This is a genomic window from Dankookia sp. GCM10030260 (assembly GCF_042666655.1).
Taxonomy (GTDB): domain Bacteria; phylum Pseudomonadota; class Alphaproteobacteria; order Acetobacterales; family Acetobacteraceae; genus Paracraurococcus.
On the sequence record NZ_JBHTDE010000006.1, the window covers coordinates 128,329 to 154,090 of the forward strand.

Below are 25,762 nucleotides of genomic sequence, written 5' to 3' on the forward strand. Positions count from 1 at the left end.
TGACGGCCCCGTCGCAATTGCCGCGGCGGCACCCTATATGGACGCCAAGTAACATGATGCCGGAGAGAACCCAGACCATGCGCCGTCCTGCCTTCCTGCTCGCGGCCTTCGCTGCCGCGGCCCTCGTGCTTGCGCCGATGATCGCCGATGCACGGCCGGGTGGTGGCTCCTCCGCCGGGAGCCGCGGTTCCCGCACCTACAGCACGCCGCCTTCGACCCAGACCGCGCCGGGCAGCGCCCGGCAGATGGACCGCACGATGACCGAGCCGTCCCGTCCGGGCGTCGGTGCGGCCCAGCCGGCGCGGCCGTTCCAGCCGAACCCGGCGGGCGGCTTCTTCTCGCGGTCCCCGTTCATGGCGGGCCTGATGGGCGGGCTGATCGGTGCCGGCCTCGGCGGGCTGCTGTTCGGCCATGGGCTGTTCGGCGGCTTCAGCGGCATCGCCAGCTTCCTCGGCCTGCTGCTGCAGATCGGCCTGGTCGTGCTGGTGGTCCGGCTGGCGATCGGCTGGTTCCGCCGGCGCCAGCAGCCGGCCCTGGCCGGGGTGCCGGCCGGCGGGATGGGCGCCATGGCGCGGCAGGCGCAGGATGCCCCGCGGCCGATGTTCGGCGGCGGTGGCGGCGGCGCCGCCCCGGTGGGTGAGCCGATCCAGGTCACGCCGGCCGATTTCCAGGCCTTCGAGAATGCCCTGAAGGTGGTCAACGCCGCCTGGTCGCGGCAGGACGAGCAGGGCATGCGTGCGGTCGCGACGCCCGAGATGATGCAGTATTTCGGCAGCGACCTCGGCGACCTGGCCCGCCGCGGTTGGCGCAACGAGACGCGCGACGTGGTCCTGGAAAAGGGCGACCTGGCCGAGGCCTGGCGCGAGGGTGCGCGCGAATACGCCACGGTGGCGATGCGCTTCTCCCAGGTCGACGTCACCCGCCGCATCAGCGACGGCGCGGTGGTGGAGGGCGATCCCGACCGCCGCGTGACGGTGACGGAGCTCTGGACCTTCGTCCGCACCCAGGGCGGCCCCTGGATGCTCTCGGCGATCCAGCAGACCGGCTGAGGCCGTCCGATGACCGCGGCGCCCCAGGGCGCTGCGGTCGGAGGCGACCCCTGCGGCATATCAGCCGGCCGGTTTCCGCTGCCGCCTTTTGGTCACATTTGCGCCGTTCGGGTCTTTGACCCGGGCGGCGCAGTCGCAATTGTGGTGAAGCGGGGCCAAATCATGGCATGATCGTGGCAGCCGGCGTGGTTGCCGATGTTGTCCGGCTTGGCCTCTGGAAGGAGAATCCTCGTATGGTCGCCCTGTGCTTCCTAGCCGTCCTGGCCGCCATCGGCGGCCTCGCTTCGGTCGGGCTGGCGCTCGGCCCGGCTGCCATCCTGGCACCGGGGGCGCTTCTGGCGGCGCCGGCCCTGGGCGCCGTTTCGCTGGCCGCCGGCCTGGCTGCCGCCGCGGTGGCGCTGCGCCGGGAAGGCTGACGTCGATCCCGGCAGGCTGTGCCACCCGGCGCGTGACGTTGCGCTGAGCCCATCCGGGCTGGGTGGCGTGGGCGACACGAGTCAGGCGACCTGCCGGCACCGGCTGCCAGGCACCGAGCTGATCGTCCTTGAAGCGCACGGCGACCCCAGGTCCCGGCGTCCGAGGTCCCGCAGGCATATCGGTAGACGGTGCCGCGCCCTGTCGGTCGCACCATATCGGCTTTTGCCTGAACGACCCGGAGTCGCCTCGGCCGCCAGCCCCTGATGTCCAGCCGGCGTCGCCGGGGCCCGGCGGGGCGCGGCGTTTGGCTTCGCCCCCGTCCGATATGCATCGCGGACCTTGCCGCCGATGTCCTTGGGGCATCGCACGCCGCGCCACCCGTGCGTGAGTGGCGAGGCTACCGCCGACAAGGCCGCTTCAGGATTGCCTGATCAGCAGCGTGTACCGATCACGCCGCCTCCGCCCGGATCGCCGCGTCCAGCGTGCCGATCAGCCGGTCCACATGACCCTTCTCGATGATCAGCGGCGGCGACAGGGCGACGATGTCGCCGGTCACCCGGACCAGCACGCCGTCGTCGAAGCAGCGGCGGAACACGTCCATCGCCCGCTGTCCCACCTTGCCCGGCCGCGGCGCCAGCTCGATGCCCGCGATCAGGCCGCAGTCGCGGATGTCGATGACGTTCGGCGCCGCGCGCAGGCTGTGCGCCGCCTCCTGCCAGTAGGGCTCGATGGCCCGCGCCCGGCCCGGCAGGTCCTCCGCCCGGTGCAGTTCCATGGTGGCGATCGCCGCCGCCGCGGCCAGCGGGTGGCCGGAATAGGTGTAGCCGTGGAACAGCTCGATCCCCGCCGGCGCGCCGTCCACGATGGCGTCGTAGACTTCGTTGCGGCAGGCGACGGCGCCCATCGGCACCGCGGCATTGGTCAGCCCCTTGGCCATGGTCATGATGTCGGGCGTCACGCCCAGCCGTTCCGCGCCGAAATTGGTCCCGATGCGGCCGAAGCCGGTGATGACCTCGTCGAAGATCAGCAGGATGCCGTACTTGGTGCACAGCGCGCGCAGCCGCTCCAGGTAGCCCTTCGGCGGCACCAGCACGCCGGTGGACCCCGCCACCGGCTCGACCATCACCGCGGCGATGGTCTCGGCGCCATGCAGGGCAACGAGGTTCTCCAGCACGTCCGCCAGATGCGCGCCGTGGTCCGGCTGGCCCTTGGCGAAGAGGTTCTCCGCCAGCCCATGGGTGTGCGGCAGGTGGTCCACATAGGGCAGCAGGGCGCCGAACTGCTTGCGGTTGCCGCCGATGCCGCCCACCGACATGCCGCCGAAGCCGACCCCGTGGTAGCCGCGTTCCCGGCCCACCAGCCGCACCCGGCTGCTTTCGCCGCGCGCCTTGTGGTAGGCCAGCGCGATCTTCAGCGCGGTGTCGGCGCTCTCGGACCCGCTGTTGGTGAAGAAGACCTTGTCCATCCCCTCCGGCGTGATCTCGGCGATGCGCGCCGCCGCCTCGAAGGCGATGGGGTGGCCGAGCTGGAAGGTCGGCGCGTAGTCGAGGATGGCGGCCTGCTGCTGGATCGCCTCCTTGATCTCCCGCCGGCCGTGCCCGGCGTTGCAGCACCAGAGGCCCGCCGTGCCGTCCAGGATCTCCCGCCCCTCCGGGGTGAAGTAGGACATGCCCTCGGCGCGGGCGATCATCCGCGGGTTGGCCTTGAAGTACTTGTTGTCCGAATAGGGCATCCAATAGGCGTCGAGGTTGTTCGGACGCGGGACGTTCATCTCGTTCATCGGGGGCAGCTCCGGCAGTCCCGCCCAAGGAACACCCGCTGCGGGCCGCGGGCAAGCCGGCGCTGCCGCGTCGGCGGCGGATATGCTAGGAAATCCGGGGAGAGGACCCCGCCATGGACGGCAGCCTGCACGACCGCGACTTCTACGCCTGGACCCTGGAACAGGCCGCCGCGCTGCGCCGGCTGGCGGAGACGCGCGCGAACCACGATGCGGCGCTCGACCTGCCCCACCTGGCCGAGGCGATGGAGGATTTGGGGAGCGCGCAGGTCGAAAAGATGCGCAGCCACCCGCTGCTGGTACTGGAGCACTTGCTTCTCATCGCCCATGCGCCGCATTCGACCGCGGTGAATCATCGGCGCGGGGACGTGCGGGTGTTTCGCCGGAATGCCGCGCGGCCCGGCCGCCCCTCCATGCGCAGGCTGGTGGAGACCGGGCCCGAAGGGGAATGGCATGTCGCCGCCGCGGCCGGCAAGCTCGGCCAACCGCTCCCCGGCCTCCCCATCCCTTGCCCCTTCACCCTGGACGAGTTGCCGGACGAGGACCTCGCCCTCGACCAGATCCTCGCCCGCCTGACCCCGGATCCCTGACCCCATGCCCGACGGCCGCCTGCTCATCGGCAACAAGCGCTATTCTTCCTGGTCGATGCGCGGCTGGCTGGCCGTGCACCTGGCCGGGCTCGAGGTGGAGGAGGTGCTGATCCCCTTCGTCCGCGATGCCGGCCCGGTGACGCCGGCGATCGCCGCCGCCACCCCGGCCGGGCTGGTGCCCTACCTGGAACACCGGGGCGCCCGGGTCTGGGAGAGCCTGTCGATCTGCGAATACTGCGCCGAGCAGGCGCCCGGCCTCTGGCCGGAGGACCGCGCCGCCCGGGCCGCCGCGCGCTCCATGGCCGCCGAGATGGCGGCCGGCTTCCGCGGCCTGCGCCAGGCCATGTGGTTCAACGCCGGCGCCGACTTCGCCGGCCTGGGCCGCACGCCCGACGCCCTGAAGGACATCGCCCGCATCGAGGCCGCCTGGGGCGAGGCGCTGGCGGCGCATGGCGGCCCTTTCCTGTTCGGCCCGCGCTTCGGCATGGCTGACGTCATGTACGCCCCGGTGGTCGGGCGTTTCCTCACCTGGCAGCCGGTGCTGTCGGCGACCAGCCGGGCCTATATGGCCGCGGTGCGTGCCCATCCGCTGGTCGACCGCTGGTACCGGGAGGCCCTGGCCGAACCCGCTGCATGGCAGCTTGCCGGCTACGAAACCCCGCCCGCCGCGTGACCACGGCCCGCGCCATCGGCCGGTCCCTGCGGATCTACTACCCGCCGGGCCGGGGCGGGCGGCTGGACGCCTTCCATCGCCGCCTGCTCGCCCCGGGCGAGTTGGCCTTCGACGTCGGCGCGCATGTCGGCGACCGGACGGCCAGCTTCCGCCGGCTCGGCGCCCGGGTCGTGGCGGTGGAGCCGCAGCCGCGGCTTGCCCGGCTGCTGCGGCTGTTGTTCGGCCGGGATGCCGGCGTCGCCCGCGTCGCCGCCCTGGTCGGCGCCGCGCCGGGGGAGGCGGTGCTGCGCCTGAACAGCGCCAACCCGACGGTCGCCACCGCCAGCGCCGACTTCATCGCCGCGGCGGACGGTGCGCCGGGCTGGGAAGGCCAGTCCTGGGACGCCGAGATCATCCTGCCGGTCACCACGCTCGACGCGCTGGCCGCCACCCATGGCCGGCCGGATCTGATCAAGATCGATGTCGAGGGCTATGAGGCGGTGGCGCTGACCGGGCTGTCCTTCGCGCCGCGCACGCTGTCCTTCGAATTCACCACCATCCAGCCCGGCGTGGCCTTCGCCTGCCTCGATCGGCTGGCGGCGCTGGGCTACCGTGGCTTCAACGCCTGCCTGGGCGAGAGCATGGAATTCGTCCATCCCGCCCCGCTGGATGCCGCCGGCATCGCCGCCTGGATCGGTGCCCTGCCGCCGGAGGCCAATAGCGGCGACGTCTATGCCAGCCTGGAGCCCGGCCGGATCACTCCCGCAGCCCCGCCTGCATGAGGCCCTGCAGGATATGGTCCAGGTCGTCCGGCGCGGCGTTCCACTTGCGCAGCTCGCCGCGGGCGGAGAAGTCCGGCTTCACCGCGAAGATCCGCGCCAGCGCCGCGGGCGCCGCCGGGTCGCCGAGCTGGCCCAGCGCCGCCGCGGCCAGCAGGTGGGTCCAGTAGAAATGCGGCATGCCGATCCGCTGGATGATGCCGACAACATCCGCGTAGCGCCGCTGGCTGTAGTGCAGCCGGGCCAGGCTGAAGAGATACCATTCGGGATGCAGCGGGTTGAGCAGCTGCGCCCGGCGCGACAGGGCGACGCCGCGCTCGAACTCCCCCATGAAGGCCAGATAGTGCCCGACATCGGCCAGGGTTTCCGGGTCGTTCGGGTTGAGCTCGAGCGCGCGCTGCGCCTCCATCTCGAAGCGGTCGTTCTCGCCCCTGAAGAAATGCACGATCGCCAGCCAGCAGCGCGCATAGGCGTTCTGCGGGTCGAGCTGCGTCGCCGCCAGGGCATGCACCATGGCGCGGCCGATCGGGTTGGGCCGCGGGTTCATCTCGAACCGGTGCTCACCGAGATAGACGTTGGCCAGCAGGGCGTGCGCATCCGACGATAGCGGGTCGAGCTCCACCGCGCGTTCTAGCAGGTCGCGCGCCTCGGCATGCATCTCGGCGCTCAGCATCCAGGTGTAGCGCCGGGCGCGCAGCAGGCAGTCGTAGGCGTCGAGCTCGACCGGCTTCTTGGTCAAGGCGCGTTGCAGCGCCGTCGCCTGCATGGTCACGCCGAGCGCCGCGGCGATGGTCCGCGTCACCTCGTCCTGCAGCGCGAAGATGTCGCCCATCTCCCGGTCGTAGCGGTCGCCCCAGAGCTGCAACCCGGTCGCGGCATCGACCAGCTGGGCCGAGATGCGGATGCGGCCGGCATCCCGCCGCACGCTGCCCTGCACGACATACCCGGCCCGCAGCCGGGCGCGGATCTCGGCCAGGTCGACATCGCGGCCCTTGAAGCGGAAGCTGGAGGCCCCGGCGATCACCCGCAGGTCGCGGAAGCGCGCCAGGTGCATGATGATGTCCTCGGTCAGCCCATCGGCGAAATAGGCGTCCGTCTCGGCGCTGAGGTTGGCGAAGGGCAGCACGGCGAGGATCGGCAGCGGCGAGGCATCGCCCGCCGGCGTCGCCGGCAGGCTCGCCGCTGGCGTCGCCGGCAGGCTCGCCGCCTGCGCGATATCCGGCGTGGCGGGCTGCGCCGAGACCTGGGCGGTGAATTCGAAGCCGCGGCCGCGGACGGTGCGGATATAGGTCGGGTCCTCCCCGCTGTCCCCCAGGGCCCGCCGGGCGGCCTTGACGCAGGAGGAGATCGTCGCCTCGGACACCGCGCGGCCCTGCCAGACCTGCTCGACGATCTCCTCCCGCCCCAGCACCCGGCCCGGGTTGCGCAGCAGGAAAACGAGCAGGTCGAAGACCAGCGGCTCGACATGGCACGGGGCGCCGTCGCGGCGCAGCGCGTAGCGCCCCGTATCGAGCTCGAAGGCGTCGAACCGGTACAGCATCGCGTCCCCGCGGGCTTCCCCCCGCAATCACCGGCAAATCCCCCACCCGGGTCAATGCAAATCCCGGCTGGCCGCCAAGCAGGCCGGCGCCCGGCTGCGCGATACCGGGGGTGCCGGGCCGGCACCGCGTGCCGCCGGCCCCCAAGGGAGACACCGCCATGGACACCATGATCCAAGCCGCGCCCGACTATGCCGCCATCAAGGCACGGCAGAATGCCGCCTGGGCCTCGGGCGATTATGCGCGCATCGGCACCACCCTGCAGATCACCGGCGAATCCCTGGCCGAGGCGATGGACCTGCCGGCGGGGTCCAACGTGCTGGATGTCGCCGCCGGCAACGGCAATGCGACGCTGGCCTTCGCCCGCCGCGGCTGCGCGGTGACCTCGACCGATTATGTCGAAACGCTGTTGGCGCGCGGCCGGGCGCGGGCCGAGGCCGAGGGGCTGGAGGTCGCCTGGCGGATGGCCGATGCCGAAAGGCTGCCTTTCGCCGATGCCGGCTTCGATGCCGTGGTCTCGACCTTCGGCGTGATGTTCGCCCCCGACCAGGCCACCGCGGCGCGGGAGATGCTGCGGGTCTGCCGTCCGGGCGGCCGGATCGGCATGGCGAACTGGACGCCGGAGGGCTTCATCGGCCAGCTCTTCCGCACGCTGGCCCGGCATGTGCCGCCGCCGTCCGGGCTGAAGTCGCCGGCATTGTGGGGCAGCCGGCCCTGGATCGAGGAGGTCTTCGGCGCCGGCGCCGGCGGCATCGCGGTGCACGACCGCCGCTTCGTCTTCCGCTACCGCTCCCCGGCGCATTTCATCGAGGTGTTCCGGTTGTGGTACGGGCCGGTGCACAAGGCCTTCCTGGCGCTGGACCAGGCCGGGCAGGCGGCGCTGGCGGAGGACCTGCACGCCCTGATCGCCCGCTTCGACACGGCGACCGACGGCTCGCTGCGGGTGCCGTCCGACTACAGCGAGATCGTCATTACCCGCGGGTGATGCCGGTTCGGGTCACGGGCTGAAGATCAGCACGAAGAAGACCCCGAACAGCGTCAGGTGCACCGCGCCCTCCAGCATGGTGGTGCGCGGGCCGGAGAAGGTGAGGGCGCTGAGGATCAGCGTCGAGACCAGCAGCACCATGTTGGCCGCCGACAGGCCGAGCACCACGGTTTGCCCGGTCAGCAGGCCGATCATGAGCACCGCCGGCACCGTCAGCCCGAGCGTCGATGTGGCGGCACCGAGGCAGAGGTTGACCGCCCGCTGCAACTGGTTCGCCGCCACCGCCCGCAACGCCGAAAGGCCTTCCGGGGTGAAGACCACCATGGCGATCAGCACGCCGCCGAGCGCCGGCGGGGCGCCCATGGCGTGGATGCCGAAATCCAGCACCGCCGCCAGGCTCTTCGACAGGATCACGATCGGCAGGATGTTGGCCAGCAGCAGCGCGACATGCGGCAGCGTGGCGCCGCGCTTCCGCGGCGGCCCCGCGAGCCGGGGCGCGTCGGCCTCCGCCGGGTCGATGAAGAAGCCGCTGTGCCGTCCGGTCTGCAGCCAGAGGAAGATGCCGTAGAGCAGCACCGTGAACAGGGAGAAGAACGCCGCCTGCGCCGGGGTCAGCGAGCCGTCGACGGTGGAGGTGGTGAAGTTCGGCAGGACCAGCGCGATGATCGACAGCGGGATCATCACCCCCAGATAGGCGGCAGCGCCCTGCAGGTTGTAGGACTGCTCCCGGTGCCGCAGCCCGCCGACCAGCAGGCCGAGCCCGACCACGCCGTTCAGCACGATCATCAGCACCGCATACATGGTGTCGCGGCCGAGCGCCGGGGCTTCCTTCGCCCCCAGCATCACCGCGCTGATCAGCGCGACCTCGATGATGACGATGGCCAAGGTGAGGATGAGGGTGCCGAAGGGCTCGCCCAGCATCTCCGCCAACTCCTCGGCTTCGTGCACCACCCCGAAGGCGAGCCAGATGATGACGCCGAGCAGCCAGGCGAACAGCCCGGCCACGCGCAGCGGGTCGGACAGGTCGTGCAGCCCGCCGGCGCCGAAGGCGAGGAAGGCGGCAACGCTGCCCCATCCGGCTGCGAGGCGCAGCCAGGTCGCTGTCGTCATGGTGGTGAGGCTCCGGGTCGTTGCCGCCAGGAACGCGGGCTGCGCCCGGCTGGCAACCCCGCCAGCCATCACGCGCCGTAGAGCGAGGCCACCTCCGTCCCGTAGCCGGTCAGCGGCCGGGCCCGGTGGGGCCGCGCGGGGCGGGGCATCCCGGCCAGGGCCGCGGCCAGCCGCACCGCGGCGACGGTGCCATCGACCAGCGGCACCCCGACCGAGGGTTGCAGCACCGCGGCCAGCCCGGCCAGCGGCCCGCCGGCCAGGATCACCGCTTCCGCCCCGTCCTGCGCGATGGACTGGTCGATCAGCGCCAGCAGCTCCGCCGTCTCCGCCGCGCCGAGCTGGGCGGGGTAGGAGGCATCGACCGGACCCATGCGGAAGCCGGCGCAGCGGCCGCGCAGGCCGTGGTGGTCCAGGCAATCCTCGAACATCGGCCGCAGCGCGGCGGTGAAGGAGACGATGCCGAAGCGCCGGCCGAGCATGGACGCGGCATGGAAGGCGGCTTCCGAGATGCCGATCACGGGCACATCGAGCAGCAGCTTCGCCGCGTCCAGCGCCGGGTCGCCGAAGACGGCGATGACCGCGGCGTCGTAGGTGCCGCGCTTCGCGGCCAGGGCTTCCAGGATCGGCGGGCCGGAGAGCAGCCAGTCGGCCCGGGTGACGATCAGCGGCAGGCCGTAGGGGGCGGTCATCGCGTCCACGGTCATCCCTTCCGGCGCCGCGCTGCGGGCGGCCTCAGCGATGCGGTCGGTGACGGCCTGGGTGGTGTTGCCGTTGAGGACGAGGAGGCGGGTCATGCGGTGGCTCCGGCGCTGGTGGCGCCAGACTCCACCGGCCCGGGCGTCAGGGCAAATCCCCGCGCCGCCGCCCCGGCGATCAGGGGAAGGCCAGTTGCGATGCCACGCAGGTATCCACGCGCCGCCGTTCCACCGCGCGGCCATCGGCGAAGACCACGCGGATGTCGTGCAGGCACTGCCCTGTGGGCAGGCTGATGCGGGCGAAGCGGCCGGGGATCAGCACGTCCTGGCCGAGCCGGTCGGCGCCCCAGTCCCGCCGGCCGGTTGGGGAGACGTAGATCTCGTGCATCGCCGCCGGGTCGCGGTTGATCAGGCGGAAGGAAGGGTCGGGGTTTCCGGCGACGACCGGCTGCACCTGTGCCAGGGCGGCGGTGGGGAGCAGGGCGGCAAGCAAGGCGAAGCGGAGCATGGCATCGGTCCCGCGCCGGGCGGGGCTGTGGAAGCACCCGGTGCGATCCGACCCTGCGATGCGGCGCGCCGGCGCGCGGTGCGCCGGCGCACAGCCGCTACAGGTCCCGCAGCACGGCCCAGAGATTGGCCTTCCGCTCGAAGCCGATGCCTGCCGCGTCGGGCATGCGGATGCGGCTGTCCCGCACCGGCGTCGCATCGGCGAAGCCGCCGAAAGGGGCGAAGACCTCCGGGTAGCTCTCGTTGCCGCCGAGGCCGAGGCCGACCGCGATGTTCAAGGCGAATTGGTGCCCGCCATGCGGGACGCAGCGGCGCGGCGACCAGCCGTGCTCCTCCAGCATCGCCAGCGTCCGCAGGTACTCGACCAGGCCATAGGACAGCGCCGGGTCGAACTGCAGGATGTCGCGGTCCGGCCTGAGCCCGCCATGGCGGATCAGGTTGCGGCAGTCGAGCATCGAGAACAGGTTCTCGCCGGTGGCGATCGGGCCGCTGTAATGCTCGGCCAGCGTTGCATGGGTGCTGTAGTCGAGCGGGTCGAGCGGCTCCTCGTACCAGCGCAGCTTGTAGGGGGCGAGGGCGGCGCCATAGGCCAGCGCGGCATGCAGGCCGAAGCGGCCGTTGACGTCGACGCAGAGGCGGGAGCCGTCGCCGCCGAGCAGCTTGAGCACGGCCTCGATCCGCTGCACGTCGAGCTTCAGCGCGTCGCGCAGCGGCGTGCCCGGGGCGCCGCCGATCTTCATCTTGACGACGCTGTAGCCGAGGTCGAGGTAGCGCCGCATCTCCTCGACCAGCTCGTCCAGCCCCTTGCCGGGATAGTAGTAGCCGCCGGCGGCGTAGATCCAGGCGGTCTCGTCCGCCTCGCCGCCGCGGTAGCGCTCGGCCAGCAGCTTCCACAGCGGCTTGTCCTGCAGCTTGGCCGCGGCATCCCAGAGCGCCATGTCGAGCACGCCGACCGCGACGCTGCGGTCGCCATGGCCGCCCGGCTTCTCGTTCCGCATCATCGCCGCCCAGGCGCCGGCCGGCTCCAGCCCGCCATCGGCATGGACCAGGGAGGCTTCCGGGGCTTCCAGCAGGCGCGGGATGAAGCGTTCGCGCAGCAGCCCGGGCTGGGCGTAGCGGCCGTTGGAATTGAATCCGTAGCCGGTGGCGCTGCGGCCGGCGCCGTCCTCCACCGTCACCGCGACGACCGAGGCGGTCATCTTGGAGAAGTCGATATAGGCATTGGCGATGGCGGAGGCGATCGGCACCACGCCGTCGCGGACCGAGGCGATGCGCATGGCGTCGCGTTCCTCCCTCATGGAGGCGCGGTGCTGCCGCAGCGCCGCGCCGGGGTCAAGCGGTGCGGGGCTAGACGGCGCCCTTGGCGCGCAGCGCCGCCAGTGCCGCGGCGTCGATGCCGAACTCGGCCAGCACCTCGGCGGTATGCTCGCCGCGTTCCGGCGTCGGCCGCCGCGGCGGTTCGACACCGTCCAGCGTCATCGGCGCCCGCACCAGGTTGACGATGCCGAGCGCCGGGTGCTCCACCGGCCATTCGAGCTCCAGGTGCCGCACCTGCGGATCGGCGAAGACCTGGTCCATGGCATAGACCGGCCCGGACGGGACGCCGGCCTTGTTCAGCCGGGCGATCCAGTTCTCCGAGGTGTCGGTTTCCAGCACCGATTGCAGCAGGGCGTTGGTCTTCTCCCGGTTCGCCGCGCGGGTCTTGTCGGTGGCGAAATCCGGGTCCTTGGCCTGCTGGATGATCCCCAAGGTCTCGACGATGCGGTTCCACATCTCCTGCCCGCCGCCGGCCAGGTTCATCAGCCCGTCCTTGGTCCGGAACAGCCCGGTCGGCACCGTGGTCGGGTGGTCGTTGCCAGCCTGCTGCGGCACCTCGTGGCGCATGGTCCAGCGCGTCGCCTGGAAATCCATCATCGCCACCATGGCCTCCAGCAGGGAGGTATGCACCCAGCGGCCGCGGCCGGTCTGCTCGCGTTCCAGCAGCGCCACCAGGATGCCGATGGCGGTGTAGAGCCCGGCGGTGAGGTCGGCGACGGGTATGCCGACCCGTACCGGACCCTGGCCCGGCAGGCCGGTGACCGACATCAGCCCGCCCATCCCCTGCGCGATCTGATCGAAGCCCGGCCGCTTGGCATAGGGCCCGGTCTGGCCGAAGCCGCTGATCGAGCCCAGCACGATCCCCGGGTTGATCGCCGAGAGCGCCTCGAAGTCGATCCCCAGGCGATCCTTCACGTCGGGGCGGTAATTCTCCACCACCACGTCGGCCTTCGCCACCATGGTCCGGAACAGCGCCAGCCCGTCCGGGTGCTTCAGGTTCAGCGTGATGCCGCGCTTGTTGCGGTGCACCTGCTGGAAGTCCGGCCCGTGCCGGTCGCCGCCCATGCCGCTGCCGGTGTCGATCTCCTCCGGCGCCTCGATCTTGATGACCCTGGCGCCCCAGTCGGCCAGCTGCCGCACGCAGGTAGGGCCGGAGCGGACGCGGGTGAGGTCGAGCACGGTGAAGCGGGACAGCGGCAGCATGGGTCGTTCCTCCTGGCTTCCCCGCTTGATAACCGGCCCCGCAACCGCCACCAATGGCGCAAACCCGGGAGGCCCCATGGACGAGTTGCTGTATGAGACGCGCGACGGCATCGGCTTCGTCACGCTCAACCGCCCGCAGGCGCGCAACGCGCTGACCTTCCCGATGTACGAGAGGCTGCGGCAGATCGCGCTGACCGCTGGGGACGACCCGTCGCTCCGCGCCATCGTCATCACCGGCGCCGGGGAGAAGGCCTTCGCCGCCGGCACCGACATCTCCCAGTTCACCGAGTTCCGCACCCCCGAAGATGCCCTGGCCTATGAGGAGCGGATCGACGGCGTGCTGACCGCGCTCGAGGAATGCCCGAAGCCGACCATCGCGGCCATCGCGGGTGCGGCCACCGGCGGCGGCGCCGCCATCGCCGCGGTCTGCGACATGCGGATCGCCGCGGCCAATGCGCGGATCGGCTTCCCCATCGCCAAGACGCTGGGCAATTGCCTGTCGATGGCGAATTACGGCCGGCTCGCCGCGCTGATCGGCCCGGCCCGGGTCATCGACCTAGTCTACACCGCCCGGCTGGTCGAGGCCGAGGAAGCGAAGGCGATCGGCCTGCTGTCGGAGATCCTGCCCGACCATGCGGCGCTGCAGGCGCGCGCCGAGGCGCTGGCCCGCACGCTCGCCGGCCACGCGCCGCTGACGCTGCGCGCGACCAAGGAGGCGATGCGCCGGCTCCGCCTTGCCGCCCGGCAGGTGAACGGCGACGACCTGGTGACCATGTGCTTCACCAGCAACGACTTCCGCGAGGGCGTGCAGAATTTCCTCGCCAAGCGGCCGATGCAGTGGACCGGCACCTGAAGCGGCCGCAAGGCCCGAGGAACCCAAGGCCGGCGCAGCCCGGCCACGCAGGAGGAAACCCGATGATCCACCGCCGCCACATGCTGGCCGGTGCCGGACTGCTGGCGCTGCCGCACCTGGCCCGCGCCCAGCCGCGCTGGGAGCCGACGCGCCCGATCACCCTGCTGGTCGGCTTCGCCCCCGGCGGCGGCACCGACATCATCGCCCGCTTCCTGGCGCCCGCGCTGCAGGCCGAATTCGGCCAGCCCATCGCGGTGGAGAACCGGCCCGGCGCCAGCGGCACCATCGCGGCGCTCGCCGGCAGCCGCGCCGCGCCGGATGGCCATACGCTGTACATGTCGACCGTCAGCGCCTCCGCCGTCGTGCCGCCGCTGATGACCCCGCCGCCCTTCGACATCATTCGGGACCAGACCGCGGTGGTGCTGGCGGCCACCGTGCCGCTGGTGGCGGTGGTGCCGCTGTCCTCCCCGGCCAAGGACCTCGCCGGCTTCATCGCCCATGCCAAGGCCAATCCGGGGGCGCTGAACTATTCCTCCTCCGGCGTCGCCACGCAGCAGCATCTGGCGGCGGAACTGCTGGCGGCCTCGGCCGGGATCCGGATGACCCATGTGCCCTTCCGCGGCACCGGCCAGGCGGTAAACGAGATCCTGGCCGGGCGCATCGACCTGGCCATCGACACCTTCCCCACCTACCTGCCGCATATCCGCGGCGAGCGGGTGCGGGCGCTGGCCACCACCATGCCGGGCCGGATCGAATGGCTGCCCGACCTGCCGACCGTGGCGGAATCGGGCTTCCCCGGCTTCGACGCCAATGTCTGGTACATGCTGATGGGCCCGCCCGGCCTGCCGGACCCGGTGCGCGAACGCTGGGCCGCGGCGGTCAACAAGGCGCTGGCCGACCCGTTGCTGCGGCCGCGGATCAAGGAAGCCGGCTTCATCCCCGGCGGCGGCACCAGCGCCGATGCGGCCACGCTGCTGCGCGCCGATGCGGACCGCTATGCGGCGCTGATCCGGAATGCCGGGATCAGGATCGAGTAGCGCCCGCCGCCGTCCCAAGCCTGGCCACTAGGCCTGGAAAAATGCAATCCAGCTCGGCACGGCCCACGGACGAGAGGAGCCGTGCCGGCGCAGCGCGCTGTGCCAGCGCGCACATGCCCATCAGCCAAGAGGCGGCATTGCCTTCTTGCGTGGCCGCATCCCGTGTAAACTTGGCGTTGCGGACCCAACGGCGCCCAAAGCATTTCAGGGCGTATGCCGCCATGTTGTTTCCAGCACCGACGATTACCTTTCTGCTTGGATGCGTGATGATCGCAATCGCGATCCTTGGCGGGGGACTCGAGGCCCGGGAAGTGAAGATCCCGGCCATCGGCATCCTGCCAGGCGCACTCAGCCTGGGGTTCGGCAGCTTCCTCGTGTTGCTGGCTCTGAAAAGCCCGGAGATGATCGAGGGCGGCAGCCGCGTCGCCGATCGTGCCGGGAGCCCGAAGGCCGGCTGGGGCGGCGGGCGAGCGGATTCCGATACCGGAGCGTGGGCGATCACCATCACCGACATGCTGGCGCCCAACCAGAGCGCCTCGCGGCTGGAGGTTTGGTTTGGCCATGACTTGGCGACCGTAAGCGAGCTTGACCCAGGCCTCCGCCCGCAGGGTGCCAACATCTTCGTCGATGACCGCCTTCAGGCCTACCGCCTGGAAGGTCGGTACCGGGTGGGAGGCGGGCCAGGAGCGGTGACGATCCAGATGGCGGGTCCGGCATTCTCGACTCGTTGCAGAGCCAGTCCTACATGACCGCCCTCACCATGGAGGACATTCCGCACTGCCGGGCGATGGTCACGCTAGTGCCGCGATGATCGGCATCAGCGCCGCCCAACTCGCTTCGGCGGCACGGCATCCGCCACCGGCTCCGGCCCCGCCATGCTGCGGATCACCAGCACCACAGCCGCCTTCTGCGGGAACTCAAGCCGGCGATAGGCCCGCAGCAGCGCCTCCTCATCCCCCGCCAGCAGGCCGAGCGAGCCCTGCTCCTCCTCCAGCAGCTCGGCGGGCGGCGGCGTGTCGGGGTCGAGGCCGACGAGGTAGGAAACGCTGGTGGCCAGCGCCTCGGCCAGCCGGACCAGCTTCTGGCCGCGTGGCGGCGGGACACGGCCCTCGGCCAAACGGTCGAGGAAATCCGCCGGCAGCCCGGCCTGGCGACTGGCTTCCTCGGGCGTCAGGCCGAGCCGGTCCAGCCTTCCCTCGATCAGCGCGGCCATGGGCGGGGCATCGTTCGGCATGGGTTTTCCACGCGCCGCAGCCCGGCGGGTTCCTTTTGGGTTGACCCGGGGGCCCGCTGCCCTGAGATGCGGGGCAATCCCCGGAGCTTTCCCGCATGATCCGTCGCCGTCCCTTGTTCGGCCTCGCCGCCGCTACCCTGGTCCCCGCCGCCGCTCGGGCCCAGGGCTCAGCCGCAACCTGGACGCCCAACCGCCCGGTCCGCCTCATCGTGCCGATCGCCGCCGGCGGCGCGCTGGACATCACTGCCCGCATGCTGGGGGAGAAGCTGTCGCCGCTGCTCGGCCAGCCGGTGGTGGTGGAGAACCGCGCCGGGGCCGGCGGCAACATCGGCGCGGAATTCGTGGCAAGGGCGGACAAGGATGGCCATACCCTGTTGATCGGCGCGGCGAACACGCTGGCGGCGAACAAGTACCTCTACGGCGCGCGGATGCCGATCGACCCGATGAAGGACCTGGCGCCGGTCACCCGCGTCTCCACCGGCACGATCCTGCTGGTGGTCAACGCGCAGCGCCCCTGGAAAAGTTTCGCCGAGCTGGTGGCGGCGGCGAAGAAGGACCCCGGCCGGATCACCATGGGCTCGTCCGGCACCGGCACCACCAGCCATCTCTACATGGAACTGGTGAAGCGCGTCGCCGGTATCGACATCACCCATGTGCCCTATCGCGGCGGCGGGCCGGCCATCCAGGACCTGCTGGCCGGCAACGTCGACATGATGTTCGACGTGATGCCGGCGCTGATGCCGCATGTGCGGGAAGGCCGCTTCCGCGCGCTGGCGGTTGGCAGCGCCGAGCGCCTCGCCTATGTTCCGGGGCTGGAGACCGTGCCGAGCATGAACGAGTTGCTGCCCGGCAAGGGCGTCGATGCCCAGGTCTGGTACGGCATCATGGCGCCGGCCGGGACGCCGGACCCGGTGCTGGCCCGGCTGCATGCGCTGATCACCCAGGTCGCCAAGGCACCGGAATTCAGCGCGCGGCTGGTCCCGCTCGGCTTCCAGCCGGTGACGGACGCTTCGCCCGAGGCCTTCGGCGCCTTCTGGCGCGGCGAGGAGGCACGCTGGAAGACGCTGGTGGAGATCAGCGGCGCCCAGGCCGAGTAGCGGCAAATTCCACAGGGCAGATTCTCGCCCGCGGGCATCCGCCCTCGGGCGGCCTGACCCCGGGCTTGCCGCTGCCGCCGCACCGGTCCAGCCTTCCCGCAACGATGGGAGGAAGGCCATGAAGATCGGCGCGGCGATGTTCTTCACCGACTATTCCATGTCGCCGGCGGAGCTCGCTTTGGCGCTGGAGGAACGCGGCTTCGACAGCCTCTGGGCGCCGGAGCATTCGCATATCCCGCTGGTCCGCCGCGTCTCGCACCCCAGCGGCGGCGACCTGCCGAAGCAGTACTACGATGTCATGGACCCCTTCGTGACGCTGACCGCGGCGGCCATGGCGTCCCGCACCTTGCTGGTCGGCACCGGCATCTGCCTGGTGGTGCAGCGCGACCCGATCCAGACGGCGAAGTCGGTCGCCTCGCTCGACCAGGTCTCCGGCGGGCGCTTCCTGTTCGGCGTCGGTAATGGCTGGAACCAGGAGGAGATCGAGGACCACGGCACCGTCTTCGCCACCCGCCACAAGCTGGCGCGGGAGCGGATCGAGGCGATGCAGGCGATCTGGACGCAGCCGAAGCCGGAATACCACGGCGAATTCGTCGACTTCCCGCCGATGATGACCTGGCCGAAGCCGGTGCAGAAGCCGCATCCTCCGATCATCGTCGGCGGCGCGTTTCCCTGGGGCGCCAGGCGCGCGGTGCGCTACGGCAATGGCTGGATGCCGCACCGGGTGCGCAAGCACTATGCGGATGTCGCGGCGCTGGTCCCGCAATTCCGCGCCATGCTTGCCGAGGCCGGCCGCCGCGAGGAGGAGGTGCCGATCACCATCTGGGGCGTGCAGGAGGACCGCGACGCGTTGCTGGCCGACCGCGACCTGGGCGTCGCGCGCGTGGTGCTGAGCCTGGATGCGGCGAAGCGCGACGTGATCCTGCCGGAGCTGGACCGCTGGGCGAAGTTGATCGAGGCGGTGACGTAGCTACCCGACGCGCCGGTAATCCAGCCGGCGCGCCAGCCAGCAGCCCAGCGTGATGCCCTCGATGCCGCCATCCCCGGCGCGGCGGACGGCGAGCGTCCAGTCGCCCGGCGGCGTGTGGTCCAGCGCGCGCGGGCAGGGCAGGGCCCAGATACCGTGGGCGATGGGCTCCAGCAATTCCATCCGGCCCTGGCCGAGGCAGCCGGAGAAGCCGCCATAGAGCGTGCCGCCGGCATCGACGATGTCGAGCCCGGCATCCAACTCCGCGCAGCGGTAGCGGCCGGCGAGGTCGCGCGTCGCCTCCCCGTCGCAAGGCCGCAGCCGGCTCGACTGGTTCTCCTGCGGCCGGTCCATCCAAAGCCCGTCGGCCGCCAGGCGAAGCCGGGTCTGGCCGTTGGTCGCGCTGCCATCCGGCTGCAGATCGAGCAGTTCGGCCGAGTGGCCGTAGCGCAGCCTTAGCCGGCCGGGCGTTGCGGCTTCGATCCGCGCCGAGAGCCCCGTCTCCGGCTCGAGATAGGCGCCCACCCAGGCGGGCGGCGGCAGCGTCGGATCCGGCCCCGGCCGCGTCGCGTCCAACACGGCGCCGAGCGCCTCCATCGTCGCGCCATGCGCATCGCCGAAGTGGTTGAACAGCACCACGACCGAGACGCGCTCGGCCGGCACGTAGAGTCGATGGCTGCGCCAGCCGCGCAGCGCGCCGCCATGGCCGAGGGTCGCCCGGCCGAATTCGCGCCCGCGGCCAAGGCCGAAGCCATAGGGCGCCGGCGCGCCATCGGCGAAGGTGACCGGCGCGGCCAGCCTTCCATGCAGCGAGTCCGGATCGTCCCGCGTCGCGTCGATATGCCGCTCCCAGGCGATCATGTCGTCGAGGCTGGCGCCGAGCCCGGCATCACCGGTCCAGAGGATGCGGTTCTCCGCGGCGCGGAAGCCGGTGGCGACATTGCCCTCATAGCCCTCGGTGCCGTCCGGCATGGCGCGGGTGTCGGCCGCGAGGAACGCGCTGGCCATGCCGGCGCGGTCGAAGATGCGCGTGCGCAGCAACTCGGCTAAGCCGCGGCCGGCATGGTCCTCCAGCGCGTCCGACAACAGGCGGAAATTCTGGTTCACGTAGGAATACCGCGTGCCCGGCGCGAATTGCAGGGAGGCGGTACCGGCGATGACCCGCGCCGCCTCGGCATCGCCGAAGGCGGATTCGACCGGCGCGCCATGCAGCATCGCCACCGCCCAGTAGTCGCGCAGGCCGGACTGGTTGTGCGCCAGATGTAGCGCCCCGGGCCACGCCTCGCCCAGCAGCGGCAGCCGGGCGCGGATCAGCGGGTCGAGCACGGTGGGATCGGGGCAGGAGTCCAGCACCGCGGCGCAGGTGAACTGCTTGGTGATGGAGCACATGCGGAACAGCGTGGCCGGCGTGAAGGGGATGCGCCGCTCGGCATTGGCGAAGCCCCAGGCATGGCGCAGCAGCACCGCGCCGTCCTTCAGCACGGCGATGGCGCCGCCCGGCCCCGGATAGGCGCGCGGCAGCCGGGCGGCGAGGGCTTCGAGCCGGTCCATCAGGCCGGCACGCGGCGGTATTTCTGCAAGCAGCGCACGCCCTCCGGCGGCGGCGCCTCGCCGTCGTGGTAGCGCGGCCACGCGGTGAAGCTGACCTCGGCGACGTAGAGGTCGCCGCTTCTGTCGACGCAGAGCCCGTGCGGCGACCAGAACTGGCCAGGGCCCCCGCCCAGCTCGCCGAAGCGCGACAGCACGCGGCCTTCCATGTCGAGCACCGAGATACGCGGCCCCAGATTGGGAAAGGACCGGTTCACCGGCAGCTGCGGCCCGAGCTCGCCGACATAGCAGCAGGGGCAGGGACCCTTGCCGAGGAAGAGCGAGCAGGGCCGGTGCACATTCGTCCACTGCCCCTGATACTGCCCCTTCCCATCGAAGATCTGCACCCGGTGGCTTTCCCGGTCCGCCACGTAGACCAGCCCGGCCGCGTCGCAGACGATGTTGTGCGGCAGGTTGAACTCGCCCGGCTCCATCCCCGGCCGGCCCCAGGAGAACAGGTGCCTGCCCTCGGGCGAGTATTTGTGCACGGCGGCGTTGCCGTAGCCGTCGGAGACGAAGATGTCGCCTTCCGGCGACAGCGCCGTATGGGTGCAACGGTTGAAGGGCTGGCCGGACATGAAGGGGGCGGGCCGGTCGGGCAGGCCGATGGTCAGCAGCACGCGGCCGTCGAGCGTGCATTTGCGCACCGTGTGGTCGCCGTCGTCGGTGCACCACAGGCTGTCGTCCGGTCCCATGTGCAGGCCATGCGCGCGGCCGAACAGGCCCTCGCCCCAGCTCGTCAGGAACTTGCCGTCGCGGTCGAAGACGCAGACCGGGTGCTCGCCGCGGCTGAAGGCATAGACCCGGTCCTGGCTGTCCACCGCGACGGCGGCGACCTCCTTCAAGGACCAGCCTTCAGGCAGCCGGCCCCAGTCGGGCACGGCTTCGTAGCGGAATTCGCCGGTGCCGAAGATGTGGTCCATGGATGCGCCCCCCTTCAGGTCAGAACAGCAGGCCCTTCTTCAGCAGGCCGTGCACGCCCTTCTCCCCGTTCACCGTCTGGGTCACGTGGAAATCCACGGCCAGCGAGCAGAAGGCATAGGCCTGTTCCCGTGCCAGGTTGGTGCGGCTGCAGATGAAGGCGATCATCTCGCGCAGCGCCTGCTTCATCGCCTGGTCGAGATCCTCGTTGATGCCCATGGAGACATAGTGGGTCGGCGTCTCCGCCCGCGGCATCGCCTGGCCGGTCTTCTTGTGGAGCTGGAAGGTGAAGGTGCCGGTCAGGCACATCTCGAGCGCCGAGACGCAGACCTCGCCATCGCCCTGCACGCCATGCCCGTCGCCGACCGAGAAATTGGCGCCCGGCACGTGCACCGGCAGGAACAGCGACGACCCCGCCTGCAACTCCTTGTTGTCGAGGTTGCCGCCATGGATGCGCGGCGCGATCGAGGTGATGGTCTCGAAGGCCGGCGGCGGGGCGACGCCCATGACCCCGAAGAAGGGCGCCAAGGCGAGTTCGGTGCCCCAGGGCAGCGTGCAGACCCGGCGGTCGCGGTCCACCGGGATATGCATCAGGTGGGTTTCGTGGAAATCCTCGGGGATCGTGCCGGCCAGCGGGCGGATGATGTTGTAGCCCCAGTCGGCGCCCGGCTCGATGCGGTCGATCCGCACCTCCAGCGTGTCGCCCGGCTCGGCGCCGGCGATGGCGATCGGGCCGGTCATGATATGGCCGAGCCAGGGCTCGCGGTTGGCTGCGATGACCGCTTGCAGCGCCGGCGGGACGGTGAAGCCGCTGCCTTCCGGCGGCATCACGCTGGGCCGGCCGGAGATGCACTCGACCTCCACCGTGTCACCCGGCGCGATGGTCAGCACCGGCGGGAAGGTGGCGTTGAAGACGCCGATGCGCGTGGTCTCGGGCAGGGCGCGGAGGGTATGGGCGGGCATGGCGCGGCGGTCTCCGGGTCGGGAGGCGCGATGATGCTACAGCACCGCTTCCGCCACCACCCGCAGCGCCTGCTGCGTCGCCCCGGTCAGCACCAGCGTGCCGATGCTGCCGTCCCGCGCCGCCGCCTTCCAGTCCTGCAGCCGGCCGCGGATGCGGTCGGCCGGGCCGACCAGCGCGATCTCGTCGACCAGCTTGTCGGGTACCAGCGCCGCGGCGTCGCGGTGGCGGCGTGCCAGGTAGGCCTCCTGGATCGCCGCGGCGGCGTCCGCGTAGCCGAGGCGGCGGACATAGTCGTTGTAGAAATTCTTGCCCTTCGCGCCCATGCCGCCGATGTAGAGCGCGAGTTCCGGCTTCGCCGCGTCGCGGCAGGCCTGCAGGTCGTTGCCCAGCTTGATCTTGGTATAGGGCGCGATGTCGAAGGCGTGCAGGTTGGCCGGCTTGCCCGCTTTTGCCATGCCCTCCAGCGTCGGCTTCGTCACCAGCCCGGCGCCTTCCGGCGACATGAAGATCGGCAGGTTGCCGTCGGCGATCTCGCCTGCCAGCCGCATGCCGCCGGGGGTGATGGAGGCGCAGTAGAATCTCAGCGGTGCCCCGTGCAGGATGGACTTCAGCGGCTTGCCGAGCCCGGTCGCATCCGGCCCGTCATAGGGGATGCGGTAGTGCTCTCCCTGGTGTTCCAGCGGCTTCTCCCGCGCCACGATCGCCCGGATGATGGAGATGTATTCCCGGGTGCGGACCATCGGCGTGCCGTAGGGCTGGCCGTGCCATCCCTCCACCACCTGCGGGCCCGATGGCCCGACGCCGCAGAGGAACCGGTCGCCCGACAACTGCTGCAGGGTCATTGCCGTCATCGCCGCGCAGGTCGGCGTGCGCCCCGGCATCTGCATGATGCCGGTGCCGGCCTTGATCCGCGTGGTGCGCGCCAGCACCCAGGCGATCGGCGTGACGGCATCGCTGCCGTAGCTCTCGCCGCACCAGACCGAATGGTAGCCGAGCCGTTCGGCTTCCAGCACCAGCGCCGTGTCGACGCCGGCGCCCATGCCGAGGGTGAGGCCGAGCCGCATGGTCAGAGCCCCGCCATCACGCCGTCGCGGAAGTCGCGCATGCCGGCGAGGACCTCCTCGACCGTATTGCCCGGATAGGTGAAGTCCACCGCGACGACGCCCAGGTCGCGCAGCGCCTTCAGGTCGTCGGCGATCTGCCCGGGCGTGCCGGAAAAGAGCCGCCGTTCGCCGTCGCCGGCCACCGCCGGCACCTCCGGCCCGTATTTCTGCACCCGGTAGGCCAGCGCCACCTTGGCCGGGTCGCGGCCCTCCTTCTCCACCAGCCCGCGCAGCTTCGCCACCGCGGCGCGGTAGCGTGCCAGGCTCTCCAGCGGGAAGGAGGGGTTGGTGCCGATCGGGTACCAGGCATCGCCGAGCCGCGCGGTGCGCCGCAGCGCCGGGCCGCTCTCCCCGCCCACCCAGACCGGCGGCCCGCCGGGCTGGACGGGCTTCGGCTGGAAGCTGATGTCCTGGAAGCGGACGAACTCGCCGGCAAAGCGCGGCTCCGGCGCGGTCCAGAGCTCGCGCGCTGCCTGGATATATTCGTCCGTCACCCTGCCGCGGGCGGCGAAATCGGGGACCTGCAGCGCCTCGAATTCCTCCTGCAGCCAGCCGGCGCCGATACCCAGCGTCAGCCGCCCGGCCGAAAGCACGTCGATGGTGGACAGGATCTTGGCGGTCAGCAGCGCCGGCCGGTGCGGCACCACCATCACGGACGTGACCAGCCGCAGCGTCGTCGTCTTCGCCGCCAGGAACATCACCTGGGTCAGCTGCTCGTGCCGTTCGCCGCGGCTGCCGGCGGGGAATTCGCCGCTGTCGGTGTAGGGGTACTTCGCGTGGATATCCTTGGGGATCACCACGTGGTCGCTGATGGTGGCGTAGCCGTAGCCCATCGCCTCGGCCTCCTGCGCCAGGCGGGTCAGGTGCTCCGGGGTTGCCAGGGGGCCGCCGCTGGGGGCGTTGAAGCCGATCTGCATGCCGTTTCCTCCGCCGCCCGCGCATTGCATCCGGGCGGTGCCTGACCCACGATGGAGGGCAGTGGCAGGAGAGTGCAAGAGTGCAGGACCGGCTGGAAGCCATGCCCTTGGCCGTGCTGATGGCGGAGGCGGCAGCGCTGCGCGACGCGTCGTGCGGCCGCGTCATCAGCTATTCGCGCAAGGTGTTCATCCCGCTCACGAAACTCTGCCGCGACGTCTGCCACTACTGCACCTTCGCGGAGACCCCGCGCCCCGGCCACAGCGCCTACCTGTCGCCCGAGGAAGTGCTGGCGGTCGCCCGCGCCGGCGCCGCCGCCGGCTGCACCGAGGCGTTGTTCACCCTGGGCGATAAGCCGGAGCTTCGCTGGCGACAGGCGCGGGAGGCGCTGGCGGCGCTGGGGCATGAGACGACGATCTCCTACCTCGCCGCCATGTGCGACCTGGTGCTCAAGGAAACCGGCCTGCTGCCGCATGCCAACCCCGGCGTAATGAGCCGCGACGAGATCGCCGCCCTGCGCGCCGTCACCGCCAGCCAGGGCATCATGCTGGAGTCCGCAAGCGCGCGGCTGTGCGAGCCTGGCCAGGTCCACCACGGCAGCCCCGACAAGCACCCCGAGGCACGGCTGGAGGTGCTGCGGCTGGCAGGCGAACTCCGCGTGCCCTTCACCACCGGCATCCTGATCGGTATCGGCGAGACGCGGGCGGAGCGGCTGGAGGCGCTGCGGGCCATCGCCGATCTCCACGCGCAGCACGGCCATATCCAGGAAGTCATCATCCAGAATTTCCGCGCCAAGCCGCGCACCAAGCGGGCCGGGGCGGAAGAGCCGGACCTCGACGACCTGCTCTGGACCATCGCCGCGGCGCGGCTGGTGCTGGGCGGGGCGATGCATATCCAGGCGCCGCCGAACCTGTCGCCCGGCGTCTACCAGAAGCTGGTCGGGGCCGGGCTCGACGATTGGGGCGGGGTCTCCCCGGTGACACCGGACCACGTCAACCCGGAAGCTCCCTGGCCGCATCTGGAGGAACTCGCCGCGCGCACCGCCGAGGCCGGCAAGGTGCTGGTGCAGCGGCTGCCGACATACCCGTCCTTCGTGCGCGAGCCAGAGGCCTGGTTCTCGCCCGCCGTTGCCACCGCGATGCGCCGTGCCAGCGATGCCGAAGGCTTCGCCCGTGGCGACGACTGGTCACCCGGCGAGACACGCCTGCCGCTGCTGCGGGCGCCGCGGCTGGCCGCGGCCGATGCGACGCTGGCCCGCACCGTGGAGCGCGCCAGCGGCGGCGCGCGGCTCGACGTGCCGGACATCATGCGGCTGTTCGACGCGCGCGACGCCGACCAGGCGCATGTCGCCGCCGCTGCGGACCGGCTGCGCACGGCGATGTCCGGCGAGACCGTCCGCTATGTCGTCAACCGCAACATCAACTACACCAACATCTGCACCTACAAGTGCAAATTCTGCGCCTTCAGCAAGGGCAAGACGCACGAGGCGCTGCGCGGCCCGGCCTACGACCTCGACCACGCCGAGATCGTCCGCCGTGCCGAGGAAGCCTGGGCCCGCGGCGCCACGGAGGTCTGCCTGCAGGGCGGCATCCACCCGGACTATACCGGCGCGACCTATGAAGGCATCTGCCGGGCGATCCACGCGGCGGTGCCTGGGATGCACATCCATGCCTTCTCGCCGCTGGAAGTCACGCAGGGTGCGGCGACGCTGGGCCTGTCGCTCGGTGACTACCTGGCTCGTCTGAAGACGGCCGGGCTTGGCACGCTGCCGGGCACCGCGGCGGAAATCCTGGATGACGAGATCCGCGCCATCATCTGCCCGGACAAGGTGAACACCGCCGAATGGCTCGCGGTGGCGCGGGCGGCGCATGCGCTCGGCCTGCGCACGACGGCGACCATCATGTTCGGCCATGTGGAGACGCCGCTGAACTGGGCGCGGCATCTGCTGGTGCTGCGCGACCTGCAGGCGGAAACGGGGGGCTTCACCGAATTCGTGCCCTTGCCCTTCGTGCACATGGAAGCGCCGATGTATCTGCGCGGCCAGGCGCGGCGCGGGCCCACATTCCGCGAGGCGCTGCTGATGCACTCCGTCGCGCGCTTGGTGCTGCACCCGCACATCACCAGCATCCAGACGAGTTGGGTGAAGATGGGGCCGCAGGGCGCCGCCTTGGCGCTGCAGGCCGGCGCCAACGATCTCGGCGGCACGCTGATGAACGAGAGCATCAGCCGCGCCGCCGGAACGCAGCACGGCCAGGAATTCCCGCCCGAGGCGATGGAGGCGCTGATCCGCTCGATCGGGCGCATGCCGCAGCAGCGCACGACGCTGTATGGCCCGGTGTCGGAGGAACGCAAGCATGCATCCTACGCGGCGCAGGACCTCACACCCGTCATCCAGACGGCGCCGCGCCGAAGGGAACACGCCTAGCAGGGCGACGCCGTACCCCTGCCTGAAGCCGAAAGGCCTT

25 protein-coding genes are annotated in these 25,762 nt (G+C 71.2%); 12 read left to right on the forward strand and 13 right to left on the reverse strand.

Features of this window, described 5'->3' with window-relative positions; genetic code table 11:
* Positions 1-77 precede the first annotated feature (77 nt).
* Complete coding sequence (locus ACFQS7_RS19705; RefSeq protein WP_380068834.1) at positions 78-1,049, forward strand: TIM44-like domain-containing protein; 972 nt, start codon at positions 78-80, stop codon at positions 1,047-1,049.
* 167 nt (positions 1,050-1,216) lie between these two features.
* Complete coding sequence (locus ACFQS7_RS19710) at positions 1,217-1,465, forward strand: hypothetical protein (RefSeq protein WP_380068835.1); 249 nt, start codon at positions 1,217-1,219, stop codon at positions 1,463-1,465.
* A gap of 449 nt (positions 1,466-1,914) precedes the next feature.
* On the opposite strand, the gene ACFQS7_RS19715 is transcribed toward ACFQS7_RS19710, so the two are convergent.
* Positions 1,915-3,237 carry an aspartate aminotransferase family protein gene (locus tag ACFQS7_RS19715; protein WP_380068960.1) on the reverse strand — a complete coding sequence of 441 codons (1,323 nt, stop codon included), beginning with the start codon at positions 3,235-3,237 and terminating at the stop codon, positions 1,915-1,917.
* Positions 3,238-3,359: 122 nt separating this feature from the next.
* On the opposite strand from ACFQS7_RS19715, the gene ACFQS7_RS19720 reads away from it, so the two are divergent.
* Genes ACFQS7_RS19720 through ACFQS7_RS19730 form a run of 3 tightly spaced genes read left to right on the forward strand, consistent with a single transcriptional unit; the run spans position 3,360 to position 5,267 of the window.
* Complete coding sequence (locus ACFQS7_RS19720) at positions 3,360-3,833, forward strand: DUF29 family protein (protein WP_380068836.1); 474 nt, start codon at positions 3,360-3,362, stop codon at positions 3,831-3,833.
* A gap of 4 nt (positions 3,834-3,837) precedes the next feature.
* On the forward strand, positions 3,838-4,506 hold the full coding sequence (locus tag ACFQS7_RS19725; RefSeq protein ID WP_380068837.1) for a glutathione S-transferase N-terminal domain-containing protein: 669 nt from the start codon (positions 3,838-3,840) through the stop codon (positions 4,504-4,506).
* The gene (locus ACFQS7_RS19730) at positions 4,503-5,267 is read left to right on the forward strand and encodes an FkbM family methyltransferase (protein WP_380068838.1); all 765 of its coding nucleotides are present in this window, start codon (positions 4,503-4,505) and stop codon (positions 5,265-5,267) included. The genes ACFQS7_RS19725 and ACFQS7_RS19730 overlap by 4 nt, the downstream gene beginning before the upstream one ends.
* On the opposite strand, the gene ACFQS7_RS19735 is transcribed toward ACFQS7_RS19730, so the two are convergent.
* The gene (locus ACFQS7_RS19735; protein WP_380068839.1) at positions 5,242-6,804 is read right to left on the reverse strand and encodes a winged helix-turn-helix domain-containing tetratricopeptide repeat protein; all 1,563 of its coding nucleotides are present in this window, start codon (positions 6,802-6,804) and stop codon (positions 5,242-5,244) included. The two genes, ACFQS7_RS19730 and ACFQS7_RS19735, sit on opposite strands and share 26 nt — an antisense overlap.
* Before the next feature lie 158 nt (positions 6,805-6,962).
* Between ACFQS7_RS19735 and ACFQS7_RS19740 the strand changes: the two genes are divergently transcribed.
* Positions 6,963-7,787, forward strand: coding sequence for a class I SAM-dependent methyltransferase (locus ACFQS7_RS19740; RefSeq protein ID WP_380068840.1), 825 nt, complete (start codon positions 6,963-6,965; stop codon positions 7,785-7,787).
* Positions 7,788-7,799: 12 nt separating this feature from the next.
* Here the strand turns inward: ACFQS7_RS19740 and ACFQS7_RS19745 are convergent, their stop codons facing one another.
* The 5 genes from ACFQS7_RS19745 to ACFQS7_RS19765 all read right to left on the reverse strand — a co-directional run bounded on the left by ACFQS7_RS19745 (position 7,800) and on the right by ACFQS7_RS19765 (position 12,619).
* Positions 7,800-8,897 (reverse strand): calcium:proton antiporter, encoded by a 1,098-nt coding sequence (locus ACFQS7_RS19745; RefSeq protein ID WP_380068841.1) that lies wholly within the window; start codon positions 8,895-8,897, stop codon positions 7,800-7,802.
* Between the two features lie 68 nt (positions 8,898-8,965).
* A complete protein-coding gene (locus tag ACFQS7_RS19750; protein WP_380068842.1) occupies positions 8,966-9,691 on the reverse strand; it encodes an aspartate/glutamate racemase family protein in 726 nt (241 codons plus the stop codon).
* 79 nt (positions 9,692-9,770) lie between these two features.
* Positions 9,771-10,100: a hypothetical protein gene (locus ACFQS7_RS19755; RefSeq protein ID WP_380068843.1), complete on the reverse strand. Its 330-nt coding sequence runs from the start codon at positions 10,098-10,100 to the stop codon at positions 9,771-9,773.
* Positions 10,101-10,197: 97 nt separating this feature from the next.
* Positions 10,198-11,376: an enolase C-terminal domain-like protein gene (locus ACFQS7_RS19760; RefSeq protein ID WP_380068961.1), complete on the reverse strand. Its 1,179-nt coding sequence runs from the start codon at positions 11,374-11,376 to the stop codon at positions 10,198-10,200.
* 70 nt (positions 11,377-11,446) lie between these two features.
* Positions 11,447-12,619: a CaiB/BaiF CoA transferase family protein gene (locus ACFQS7_RS19765; RefSeq protein WP_380068844.1), complete on the reverse strand. Its 1,173-nt coding sequence runs from the start codon at positions 12,617-12,619 to the stop codon at positions 11,447-11,449.
* Positions 12,620-12,695: 76 nt separating this feature from the next.
* Here ACFQS7_RS19765 and ACFQS7_RS19770 point away from each other — a divergent pair, with 76 nt between their 5' ends.
* The 3 genes from ACFQS7_RS19770 to ACFQS7_RS19780 all read left to right on the forward strand — a co-directional run bounded on the left by ACFQS7_RS19770 (position 12,696) and on the right by ACFQS7_RS19780 (position 15,258).
* Positions 12,696-13,472 (forward strand): enoyl-CoA hydratase, encoded by a 777-nt coding sequence (locus ACFQS7_RS19770; RefSeq protein WP_380068845.1) that lies wholly within the window; start codon positions 12,696-12,698, stop codon positions 13,470-13,472.
* A gap of 62 nt (positions 13,473-13,534) precedes the next feature.
* Positions 13,535-14,509: a Bug family tripartite tricarboxylate transporter substrate binding protein gene (locus tag ACFQS7_RS19775; RefSeq protein WP_380068846.1), complete on the forward strand. Its 975-nt coding sequence runs from the start codon at positions 13,535-13,537 to the stop codon at positions 14,507-14,509.
* Between the two features lie 266 nt (positions 14,510-14,775).
* Complete coding sequence (locus tag ACFQS7_RS19780; RefSeq protein WP_380068847.1) at positions 14,776-15,258, forward strand: hypothetical protein; 483 nt, start codon at positions 14,776-14,778, stop codon at positions 15,256-15,258.
* A gap of 68 nt (positions 15,259-15,326) precedes the next feature.
* Here the strand turns inward: ACFQS7_RS19780 and ACFQS7_RS19785 are convergent, their stop codons facing one another.
* Complete coding sequence (locus ACFQS7_RS19785) at positions 15,327-15,743, reverse strand: helix-turn-helix domain-containing protein (RefSeq protein WP_380068848.1); 417 nt, start codon at positions 15,741-15,743, stop codon at positions 15,327-15,329.
* A 95-nt stretch (positions 15,744-15,838) separates the two neighbouring features.
* Here ACFQS7_RS19785 and ACFQS7_RS19790 point away from each other — a divergent pair, with 95 nt between their 5' ends.
* Together ACFQS7_RS19790 and ACFQS7_RS19795 are read left to right on the forward strand one after the other, a co-directional pair.
* Complete coding sequence (locus tag ACFQS7_RS19790) at positions 15,839-16,840, forward strand: Bug family tripartite tricarboxylate transporter substrate binding protein (RefSeq protein WP_380068849.1); 1,002 nt, start codon at positions 15,839-15,841, stop codon at positions 16,838-16,840.
* A gap of 118 nt (positions 16,841-16,958) precedes the next feature.
* Entirely contained in the window at positions 16,959-17,810 is an 852-nt protein-coding gene (locus tag ACFQS7_RS19795; RefSeq protein ID WP_380068850.1) for an LLM class F420-dependent oxidoreductase, read from the forward strand.
* Here ACFQS7_RS19795 and ACFQS7_RS19800 read toward each other — a convergent pair whose 3' ends face one another.
* Genes ACFQS7_RS19800 through ACFQS7_RS19820 form a run of 5 tightly spaced genes read right to left on the reverse strand, consistent with a single transcriptional unit; the run spans position 17,811 to position 23,299 of the window.
* Positions 17,811-19,358, reverse strand: coding sequence for a D-aminopeptidase (locus tag ACFQS7_RS19800; protein WP_380068851.1), 1,548 nt, complete (start codon positions 19,356-19,358; stop codon positions 17,811-17,813).
* Positions 19,358-20,317 (reverse strand): peptidyl-alpha-hydroxyglycine alpha-amidating lyase family protein, encoded by a 960-nt coding sequence (locus ACFQS7_RS19805; protein ID WP_380068852.1) that lies wholly within the window; start codon positions 20,315-20,317, stop codon positions 19,358-19,360. Before ACFQS7_RS19805 ends, ACFQS7_RS19800 begins: the two co-directional genes overlap by 1 nt.
* A gap of 19 nt (positions 20,318-20,336) precedes the next feature.
* The gene (locus ACFQS7_RS19810) at positions 20,337-21,278 is read right to left on the reverse strand and encodes an acetamidase/formamidase family protein (protein ID WP_380068853.1); all 942 of its coding nucleotides are present in this window, start codon (positions 21,276-21,278) and stop codon (positions 20,337-20,339) included.
* Between the two features lie 36 nt (positions 21,279-21,314).
* The gene (locus ACFQS7_RS19815; protein ID WP_380068854.1) at positions 21,315-22,343 is read right to left on the reverse strand and encodes an LLM class F420-dependent oxidoreductase; all 1,029 of its coding nucleotides are present in this window, start codon (positions 22,341-22,343) and stop codon (positions 21,315-21,317) included.
* A 2-nt stretch (positions 22,344-22,345) separates the two neighbouring features.
* The gene (locus tag ACFQS7_RS19820; RefSeq protein ID WP_380068855.1) at positions 22,346-23,299 is read right to left on the reverse strand and encodes a TIGR03619 family F420-dependent LLM class oxidoreductase; all 954 of its coding nucleotides are present in this window, start codon (positions 23,297-23,299) and stop codon (positions 22,346-22,348) included.
* An 80-nt stretch (positions 23,300-23,379) separates the two neighbouring features.
* Here ACFQS7_RS19820 and cofH point away from each other — a divergent pair, with 80 nt between their 5' ends.
* On the forward strand, positions 23,380-25,722 hold the full coding sequence (cofH, locus tag ACFQS7_RS19825) for a 5-amino-6-(D-ribitylamino)uracil--L-tyrosine 4-hydroxyphenyl transferase CofH (protein ID WP_380068856.1): 2,343 nt from the start codon (positions 23,380-23,382) through the stop codon (positions 25,720-25,722).
* Positions 25,723-25,762 lie beyond the last annotated feature (40 nt).